The organism is Veillonella sp. (assembly GCF_015058545.1).
GTDB lineage: Bacteria > Bacillota > Negativicutes > Veillonellales > Veillonellaceae > Veillonella_A.
The window spans coordinates 1-9,530 of sequence record NZ_SVCB01000105.1; the positions used below are offsets into that span (position 1 = coordinate 1).

Genomic DNA, 9,530 nt, shown 5'->3' on the forward strand with positions numbered 1-9,530 from the left:
AACATCCTTTCGTTAATTGTTAGCACCTTTATTGTATCGGATTTTATTCAATATATCTTTTTTTGTGCAAAAAAAAGTAGGCGCCAAGAGGACACGCAACTAGCGTTTCTCTTTAGCGCCCCAAAATAAATTATAGAACCTATTTTTTTACATTAAAGTCAATTAGAAAATGACTTTAAGTTATATAGCCGGTTTTTTTGACGATAATTATGCATAATCGATACGGATATTTATGTCGAAAATTCATTTTAAATATTCCTTATATTCAAAAGGTTTGTTATAATATACCTAGTATTCAAGGCTGTCAGCTTTCTGTCGAACCGGCAGGGATAGATTAAAGGTATAGGTTATTTCGAGGAGTTGGACAGACAGTATAGATTCGAATATACTGCATAGATGACAGTACAGGTAAGACTGAGACCTGTGAAGAGTGATGGACAGTAGCTAAGTCTATGACCGGTAATTGCAGGCCTCGTGTCTTATCGGGATAGCGATTAGGGACGCGGATATCCATTAGATTAGGTTATACCGAGCAAAAATATATATATGTATAACAGAGAGCAGTCTATGAAAATAGACTGTTTTTTCTTTGCCGGCTTATTTTGGTAATGTATTGAGAATTATTGCAAAAATTGAAAAAAGTTCGACGAAATCGGTCGAAATAAGCGTAAAATGAATAATAATATACAATAGGACTGGCAAAAAATGTACAGTTGTAGTAAAATAAAGTACATGCAACAGAGAGTCAAAGATTCGTCAGTAATAAATTGATGAAAATCAAAAAGTTAAATTTCGCTGTTGACAGTATTAATTCATAGTGATATAGTAGGTTTATGATTTGAATAGAAATCAGGACGAGGAAGAGAAAAGTACATATACTATTGTATGTGCAGCGAGCCCGGACGGTGAAAGCGGGTCTTATGAAGTGTATGGAAGTGCATCTCGGAGTTATTAAGGCAAAGCTATAGTCATATAGGGGAGTCTTATTCGGGGGTCGCCCGTTATAGCGAATCTGTATAGAGTTAAACAGATAGAAGTGAAATACTTCGGAGAATATGTGTTTAATAGTACAGCAAAGGTTTGATTGTGCGCACAGTCAAATGAAACAAGGTGGAACCGCGATATATCGCCCTTGGTCACAAATGTGACCAAGGGCTTTTTTTATTAGGGCTGAGAGACTCTATGAGAAAGGACGATAATTATTATGAGTACAAAACCTGTAAATGACACATTAAAATTGATTGGTAATACTCCTGTATATCAAATTGGAGATTCTAACGTTTTTGTTAAATTGGAAAAATACAATGCCGGCGGCAGTGTTAAAGACCGTGCCGTTTATGGTATGTTGCGCGACGCTCAGCAGAAAGGTTTAATCAAACCTGACACTATCTTGGTAGAAGCAACTTCCGGTAACACCGGTATCGCACTTGCCATGTTAGGCGCTGTTTTAGGTATTAAAGTTGTTATTTTAATGCCTGAAAGCATGAGTAAAGAACGTCGTGAATTGGTAAAAGCATATGGTGCTCAGTTAATCTTAACACCAAAAGCAACCGGTATGAAAGGTGCTTTGGCAAAAGCTCAGGAAATTCTTGATGCTAACCCAAGTGCCGTAACTTTGGGTCAGTTCGTAAACCCTGCTAACCCTGGAATTCACTACGAAACAACTGCTACCGAAATTATTGAACAAGTTCCTAATGTGGGCATCATCGTTGCCGGCGTAGGTACCGGCGGTACTTTCACCGGTGTGGCTCGTAAATTGAAAGAACACAATGACAATGTGAAAGCTGTTGCGGTTGAACCGGCAGGTTCCCCAATGATTTCCGAAGGCAAAGGTGGCGCTCATAAAATCCAAGGTATCGGTGCCGGTTTCATTCCTGAAAACTTCGACCAATCCCTTATGGATGAAGTTGTAACCGTAACTGATGATGACGCTATCGCTCAAGTACAGACTTTCATGCGCGAAAGCGGTATCAGCATCGGTATTTCTGCCGGCGCAGCTATTAAAGCAGCTAAAGACTTAGCCGCTAAAAACCCTGGTGTGCCTGTAGTAGCTATCGCTCCGGACGGAGTTGAAAAATACTTATCCATGCTTGAATTTGATGATGTTGAATATGTAAAAGCCTAAGCATCTGACGACATAATCGTTCGGGGGGAACGACCATAAGTTGACTTAGGTTTAGCTTGAAGAGAGATGAACGGCCAGCTATATGGCCATAGATATTTAGGGGCTGGGGGAATACCGGCCGGGAGGATGTATGAAAGAACTTTGGCAAGCGATTCGCTATAATATTAAGCGCGTTATGGATTCAGATCCGGCTGCCACATCAGTATTGATGGTATTGTGGACCTATCCGCATATAACAGCTTTGTTCTGGCATTTCTTTGCCCATCGTTTGTATAAACATGGTTTCAAATTATTGGCCAGACGCGTGGCACTGCATTCGCGTAATGCGACGGGGATTGAAATCCATCCGGGCGCACAAATCGGTAAAGGTTTATTCATTGATCACGGCATGGGTGTCGTAATCGGTGAAACTGCCATTGTTGGCGATAATGTAACCTTGTTCCACGGCGTAACATTGGGCGGCATGAGCTCAAGACGCGTGAAACGCCATCCAACGGTCGGTGACGACGTGCTTATCGGTGCCGGTACTAAAGTACTGGGCGACATTATGGTAGGCAGCGGTAGCCGGATAGGCTGTAATCTGGTTATTAAACGTGATGTACCTGAGAATGTGGTCATCTATGAAACGGAACCTGAAAACATCGTTGTTCGCAAGATTCGTTCGACGATTCACTTGGTGGACAGCCACTCACGTAAACATATGCCACGGCATAAAGTAGCCTTCACACCAAAGAATATGACCGACGACATGGCTTGGTTCATTTAAAACAACATATTATACGTTATATACAGATATCGGCCGTATATAACGTAGGCATTATTATTGTAAAATATATGTGGATGTGACAATCTCGTTTTAAATGAAACAGTCTGACCGTCAGGCTTTGATTTGGTTGAAATTATTCTCCAAACAGCAGCGGGGGCTGGGTTTGGGGAGTTGACAAAGAAGAGAATAAATTGAGTTTTACACTAAACAACGTATCCTATAGAAACAAGTACTAAAGAAGGTACTTAACGAATTATCATACTTAAAACTTACTAAACAAACTTACCACAAAAACTTATATACCGGAAAAGAGGTTTGAAGTTGAGCACCATGGCTCAGCTTCAAACCTCTTTTCTTGTAATTATTGAATTTTATCAGGCCCTAAAAGGCGTCTTATTCCTTATCGCCATACGTATCAATGAGATAATCTATGGCTTCGATATAGCCTTTAAGCCCGTGGCCTTTGATGGTTTTTTCAGCATATTCGCTTACATAGGAGACATGACGAAAGCTTTCCCGTTCATCAGGATTGGAGATGTGCACTTCCACCGTAGGGAGGGCAATCGCTTTTAAGGCGTCAAGAATAGCTATTGATGTATGCGTATAAGCGGCCGGATTAATAATGATGGCTTCCGCGTCATTATGGGCCGCCTGAATTCGGTCTACCAAGCTGCCTTCGTGATTGCTCTGATAAAAACTAACCGCGATGTGGCGAGCGTGAGCATGTTGGCGAATCATTTGGACGAGATGTTCATACGTTTCAGAGCCGTAAATATCCGGCTCTCTTAAACCTAACAGATTAATATTAGGGCCGTTAAGAATTAAAATGTGCATGATATTCCTCCTCGATTTGAGCAGCTCCGGTATCCGGATCGTGTATGTCAAAACTACATTGTGAAAAAGCTTCGTACAGCGGTTCTCTTACAGTATATAAAGACTCTAAACGCCCCAAACCACCTTGTGAAAGCGGACGACCGTCAATGGCTAATTTCTCAAGGGGGCGGCGAAGCCAATAGATACGACCGTTCTGGCGCAAAATCGGAAAATTAACCGGCTGGGTTACAACGCCGCCGCCGGTGGCAATAATGGCACCGGTGGTTTTGCAAAGTTCGGCCAAGAGGGCCGTTTCTTTTTCGCGAAAGGCAGGTTCCCCATAGGTTTTAATATATTCGCCGGGATGACAGTATCGTTCTTCAAATACATCATCACAGTCGATGAGCGGTCGCTGTAAGCGTTTCGCAAGAGCGGTGGCGATAGTTGTTTTGCCTACACCGGGCATGCCGATGAGGATAATATTTTCTTGAGCATGACGCATTTGGCGAATAATATTCTCTGTCGCTTCCGGTGGAAAGTCTTTTTGCATAAAGAGCTTAGCCGCCGCCACTGCTTGCCCGACCAGCATGGGGAGGCCGTCGGTATAGGGAATTCCGCGTTTCTCCGCTTCTATAAGCAGAGCCGTGCGATACGGATTATAAATCACATCGGCTACACCTTTGAGTTTGGGAAAATCATCCAGTGAAATTAAGCTATCCGGACAATTCGGAAAAGTCCCGACCGGCGTGGCATTGATGAGTACATCGGCATCAGCGCCATAATGTTTAGCTTCACTATAAAAAGGGGCTGTTTTGCGGGAGAGATGGATAATCTCTTTGGCCTCCAAATCGGTTAAAGCCACATGAATCGTATGAGCCGTAGCACCGTCACCTAAAATGACAACTTTTTGACCTTTGATGGAGATACCGGCTCGTTCCAACATGTAGATGAAACCATCGTAGTCCGTATTGTGGCCGTACCAAGTATTGTCGGCTTGGCGCACCATGGTGTTGACGGCGCCGATATGTTTGGCCGCGTCGGATAAAGTATGGCAGGCACTCATGACGTCTTTTTTATACGGAATAGTAACGTTCAGGCCCTTCAGTTCGGATTGACCTAAGAACTCGGTTAATTCGTGAGGAGCTCGTTCGTACAGTACATAGTCGGGATTGCCGAGAGCCTTATGAATTTGTGGGGAATAGCTGTGCCCCAAGGTTTTGCCCAGGAGGCCGAAAGGGGTCAGCGTAGATGTATGATTCATAATAATATCCTTTCCGTTCATGGGAAATGTGTTTTTCGGTACCGACTATAATAGCTAGTCGAATCTTAGGAAAATATTAGCTTACCGTAATCAAATATAGTACTCTTGTTAATCAAATTTGGTGCTCTTATTAATCAAATTTAATCGTATTGTCTAAGAGGAAATCTAACAGGACTAAGGCGGTGACCGCTTCAACAACCGGTACGGCACGTACGGCAATGCAAGGGTCATGACGACCTTTAATCTGTAAATCCGTATTGGCAGCGGCTTCATAACTGAAGCTTGGTTGTACTTTGGCGATAGAGGCCGTCGGTTTCATGCCTACTTTGAGGACGAGCGGCATGCCGTTGGTAATACCGCCTTGGATGCCACCGCTATTATTATTTAAGGTGCGAACTTTGCCGTTTTCTAAACGGAACGGATCGTTCTGATTGGAACCACGGTCGAGGCAACCGTCGAAACCGCTGCCGAAAGCAACGCCTTTAACGCCGGGAATCCCGAAAAGGGCACGGCTAAGACGATTTTCAATGCCGTCAAAATTCGGATTCCCAAGGCCTGCCGGCAGACCCGTAGCAAAGAGCTCGATAATGCCGCCCGTCGAATCACCTTCCTGGCGCAATTCATCAATATAGGTAATAGCTTTAAGGCGTGCCTGCGGTGATACCATGGCTACCGTTTCGTGGCCTATTTTTTGAAGAGCTGCCATATCCGGGGCGGTAAAGCTCATAGTGGTATCTTGTACTGAGCCAATCTGCTTTAAGTGGGCACCGATTTCAATGCCTTTTTGTTTAAGGATTTGTAAGGCAATGCCACCGGCACAACAGAGTGGCGCTGTGAGGCGTCCCGAGAAATGACCGCCGCCGCGCATGTCCACTTTTTCACCATAGCGCATGCGCGCCGTATAGTCCGCATGGGATGGGCGCGGAATATCGCGTAAATTATTATAGTCCTTAGAATGCTGATTCGTATTTTCAATATAAAAGGCAAGTGGTGAACCACTGAGTTGGCCGTCTACGAGACCGCTTAGAAATACGGGTTGATCTGCTTCTTTACGCTGGGTCGTAATTAAACTTTGACCCGGCGCACGGCGTTTCATAAAGCGGGCCAAGGCCGCTTCATCGACGGTTACACCGCAGGGCAGACCGTCGACTACGGCGCCGATAGCTTTGCCGTGGGAGGCCCCAAATACAGAAATAGTAAGATTTTTGCCAAAACTTGAACTCATAAGTGTCTCCTGTTTTGAAAGGTTATATAGTAAATTATTTAGCGTGACCGCCTAATTGATTCCAATGGCTGAAGAACAGCGGATAGGATTTATTGATGGCCTGACTGTCGGTAATCGTAATCGGATCATCGCTGTATAGCGCCATGAGCGTAGCAGCCATAACGAGACGATGGTCATTGTGGGAAGTAACGGTGCCGCCCGTAAGGCTTCCGGTACCGTTAATGTAGAGATTATCTCCTTCAATGTAGGCGGTGCCGCCTAACGTTCTCACCAAATCACGAACGGCTAATAAGCGGTCTGATTCTTTAAGGCGCAATCGTTCACCGTTGATAAACCAGCTTTCCCCTTCGATACTGCAGGCTAAGGCTGCTAAAACAGGCAATAAGTCGGGACATTGCTCTAAATCAACCGTTATAGGGTCAACGGCGCGACCTTCACAATGAAGGCGTAACGGTACTTTAATTTTGTCCAATTCATCGTCTTCAATAACGGTGCCGTCTTCAGTTTGCCATTCAACGGTAGTGCCGGCGCAGTCAACAATATCTAAGATGCGTCGATCCGCCTGCGTCGAATCGGGTTGTAAATTAGTGATAGTAAGCGGTTGGCCGGTGATGGCGGCGGCTACGAGCCAAATGGCACTGTTTGACCAGTCCCCTTCGATGGGATAATTTTCGAGGCCGCGATAATGTTGCCCTTTGGGGACGGTAAAACTGTTGCCGTCGTCGGAGGTATAGGCGGTAACGCCAAAATCCGCCATGACATGACGGGTCAACGTCACATAATCGCGGGATTGTAACGGTGTTGTGCTGTTTATTAAGGTATCTTCATCCAGTTTTGGCGAAGCCAATAAAAGGCCGGAAAAAAATTGGCTACTCACATTGCCTACCATTTCAAAAAGCCCACCCGTTAAATGACCGCTAATGGTAAAGGGCGGCTTGGCCGCCGAAAAGGTGATGCCATGAGCTTCCAATTGGCTTTTTAACGGCTCCAACGGGCGATCCGGTAAACGACCGGCTGCGGTTACATCGGTAGTATCACAAATGGCGGAACCTACCGATAAGAGTAAGCGCAAGGTAGTACCCGATTCGTGAGCATCAATGGTGCCGTGTTTTTGGTTTTCGGGGATTGGTGTGACCGTAACCCCGCTCTCTGTTTTCTCAATAGTAGCACCTAAGCCACGCAAAGAGGCGATAGTGGCGTCAATATCTTCTGAATAGTGCGCAATGAGTAAACTGGACGGGCTGTCCGCCAAAGCAGCGGCAATCAAGGCGCGATGAGCGTGAGCCTTGGCCGGAATGGCCGCAATGGTACCGGTTGGAATGGCTCCGGTTACGGTAACGGATTCAGATTGGACAGTCGCAGTTTTAGTTGCTTCAAATTCAGATGGATTAGTTGGCACCATGGTGTTTTACCTCCTTTATGGCGTAATTGGCTAATTCGCTGTGTGGTATGGTGCGAAGTTCGCACTGCCCCCAACGAGTCGGATAGATAATGGTAATAGTTTGGCCGTGGCTTTTTTTGTCATGTAAAGCGGCCTCTAACAGCTCATCAATACTGATAGTCGTGTTAATCGGCAAATTATGAGCGGCCAGTAAGTCTAAAAAGTTATTTAATTCGGTTTCACTGATGTGCCCGTTTTGAAAAGCGGCGCGCATCATAAGGGCCATGCCGATACTGACGGCCATACCGTGTTTTACGGAAAATTCACTGCAAAGCTCGATGCCGTGACCAAAGGTGTGGCCAAAGTTGAGCAAAGCTCGAACGCCCGATTCTCTTTCATCGGCGCTGACAATTTTCGCTTTCGCTTTCACGCATAAGGCGATAATTGCTTCGATGTGGGGAAGGTCATCTTGACGTAAGGGATTGGCCATTAAATCAGCGAGCAAATCGGGATAACCGAGCATGCCGTATTTAATGACTTCACCGCAGCCGTTACTGAATTCATCGACCGGCAAAGTGCTAAGTGCGGTTGGGTCACAGAGCACTAAAATCGGCTGTTTAAAAGCGCCCCACAGATTTTTGCCGGCTTTTAAATTAACGGCTGTTTTGCCGCCAACGGATGAATCAACCGCAGCCAATAGGGATGTAGGCATTTGGATATAGTCGATGCCCCGTAAATAGGTGGCTGCCGCAAAACCCGCCATATCACCGACTACACCGCCGCCTAAGGCGATGAGTAAATCCTTGCGGGTCAGCGCTTTGGCCGCCATAAACTCCACTAAATCTAATAGCCGGGCCGCGTTTTTTTCTGTTTCACCATGAGGGAATACGTATTCATACACCGTATAGCCTGCTGCGGTGAGTTGTTTTTTGACAAGCTCGGCATAATGCGGAGCCACTCGGTCATCACTGACGAGCATGGTCGGGCAGGGGCCCTTAAGGGGCTTAATATATTCTATTATATGTTGTAAAACCCCATCTTCAATGATGACATCGTAGGCAGTGGAGGCTTCAATATGAATACGTTCCATGGTAACTCCTTTATATACGGAAGGGCGGATGTGAAGCGCCGTATGATTATCTGTAAAAAACCTAGCAGCTGGTGCCGATTAAGCTTTTTGACCGGTAACAATTTCGCGCATAGCGAATACATCTTTGGTGAGGGACGCAAATTGATCGGGACGTAACGCTTGCGGACCGTCGCAAAGGGCTTTGGCCGGATCAATGTGAACTTCAATCATGAGACCATCCGCACCGCCACCGGTGGAAGCGAGGGATAAAGGTCGAACCATGCGGCTCATGCCGGCAGCGTGGCTCGGGTCCATAATAATCGGTAAATGACTGAGCTCGTGAATCATTGGAATCGCCGTTACATCAAGGGTGTTACGGGTTTTGGTTTCGAACGTTCGAATGCCGCGTTCGCAAAGTACGATTTGCGTATTGCCTTCGCTCATGATGTATTCCGCAGCCATCAACCATTCTTCATACGTAGCGGATAAGCCGCGTTTTAGAAGAACCGGTTTCTTTAATTTGCCTACCTCTTTAAGTAAGGTGAAGTTTTGCATATTGCGGGCGCCGATTTGAAGCATGTCTACATTATCGAAGTACTGCAACTGGGATGGATCCATGACTTCGGATACGATAGGCAGGCCCGTTTCTTTTTTGGCCAGTTCCAATAAATGTAAGCCTTCAGGGCCCATACCTTGGAAGGAGTATGGCGAAGTACGCGGCTTGAACGCACCGCCACGAAGAATAGTAGCTCCCGCTTCTTTGACCGCTCTTGCTGTGGCGAGCACTTGTTCCGGTGTTTCTACGGAGCAAGGACCGGCCATAATAGCGAAGTGGCCGCCCCCAATTTTTACGCCACTTACGTCTACGATGGTGTCTTCCGGATGGAATT

At 45.7% G+C, this 9,530-nt stretch carries 8 protein-coding genes and 1 other annotated feature; of the genes, 2 read left to right on the top strand and 6 right to left on the bottom strand.

Annotated features, from left to right (window positions below):
- The first annotated feature begins 848 nt into the window (after nt 1-848).
- Nucleotides 849-1,137: a binding site (T-box leader), on the top strand.
- A gap of 67 nt (nt 1,138-1,204) precedes the next feature.
- Both cysK and epsC read left to right on the top strand, forming a co-directional pair.
- On the top strand, nt 1,205-2,125 hold the full coding sequence (gene cysK / locus E7204_RS07145; protein ID WP_295183092.1) for a cysteine synthase A: 921 nt from the start codon (nt 1,205-1,207) through the stop codon (nt 2,123-2,125).
- A 130-nt stretch (nt 2,126-2,255) separates the two neighbouring features.
- Complete coding sequence (gene epsC / locus E7204_RS07150) at nt 2,256-2,891, top strand: serine O-acetyltransferase EpsC (protein WP_295183094.1); 636 nt, start codon at nt 2,256-2,258, stop codon at nt 2,889-2,891.
- 393 nt (nt 2,892-3,284) lie between these two features.
- Here the strand turns inward: epsC and aroQ are convergent, their stop codons facing one another.
- The 6 genes from aroQ to aroF all read right to left on the bottom strand — a co-directional run.
- On the bottom strand, nt 3,285-3,725 hold the full coding sequence (gene aroQ, locus E7204_RS07155; RefSeq protein WP_295183096.1) for a type II 3-dehydroquinate dehydratase: 441 nt from the start codon (nt 3,723-3,725) through the stop codon (nt 3,285-3,287).
- Nucleotides 3,706-4,986: a shikimate kinase gene (locus tag E7204_RS07160; protein WP_295183097.1), complete on the bottom strand. Its 1,281-nt coding sequence runs from the start codon at nt 4,984-4,986 to the stop codon at nt 3,706-3,708. The genes aroQ and E7204_RS07160 overlap by 20 nt, the downstream gene beginning before the upstream one ends.
- Nucleotides 4,987-5,095: 109 nt before the next feature.
- Complete coding sequence (gene aroC / locus E7204_RS07165) at nt 5,096-6,190, bottom strand: chorismate synthase (protein WP_295183099.1); 1,095 nt, start codon at nt 6,188-6,190, stop codon at nt 5,096-5,098.
- A 34-nt stretch (nt 6,191-6,224) separates the two neighbouring features.
- Nucleotides 6,225-7,592 (bottom strand): 3-phosphoshikimate 1-carboxyvinyltransferase, encoded by a 1,368-nt coding sequence (aroA, locus tag E7204_RS07170; RefSeq protein WP_295183101.1) that lies wholly within the window; start codon nt 7,590-7,592, stop codon nt 6,225-6,227.
- A complete protein-coding gene (aroB, locus tag E7204_RS07175; protein WP_295183102.1) occupies nt 7,579-8,661 on the bottom strand; it encodes a 3-dehydroquinate synthase in 1,083 nt (360 codons plus the stop codon). Before aroB ends, aroA begins: the two co-directional genes overlap by 14 nt.
- Nucleotides 8,662-8,739: 78 nt before the next feature.
- Nucleotides 8,740-9,530: 3-deoxy-7-phosphoheptulonate synthase (gene aroF, locus E7204_RS07180; protein WP_295183104.1), on the bottom strand; the 791-nt coding region annotated here is incomplete at its 5' end.

Excerpts from the sequence above, each read along its gene's own strand:
- cysK (WP_295183092.1), top strand. The coding sequence starts at position 1,205 with ATGAGTACAAAACCTGTAAATGACACATTAAAATTGATTGGTAATACT.
- epsC (WP_295183094.1), top strand. The coding sequence starts at position 2,256 with ATGAAAGAACTTTGGCAAGCGATTCGCTATAATATTAAGCGCGTTATG.
- E7204_RS07160 (WP_295183097.1), bottom strand. The coding sequence starts at position 4,986 with ATGAACGGAAAGGATATTATTATGAATCATACATCTACGCTGACCCCT.
- aroC (WP_295183099.1), bottom strand. The coding sequence starts at position 6,190 with ATGAGTTCAAGTTTTGGCAAAAATCTTACTATTTCTGTATTTGGGGCC.
- aroB (WP_295183102.1), bottom strand. The coding sequence starts at position 8,661 with ATGGAACGTATTCATATTGAAGCCTCCACTGCCTACGATGTCATCATT.
- aroA (WP_295183101.1), bottom strand. The coding sequence starts at position 7,592 with ATGGTGCCAACTAATCCATCTGAATTTGAAGCAACTAAAACTGCGACT.
- aroQ (WP_295183096.1), bottom strand. The coding sequence starts at position 3,725 with ATGCACATTTTAATTCTTAACGGCCCTAATATTAATCTGTTAGGTTTA.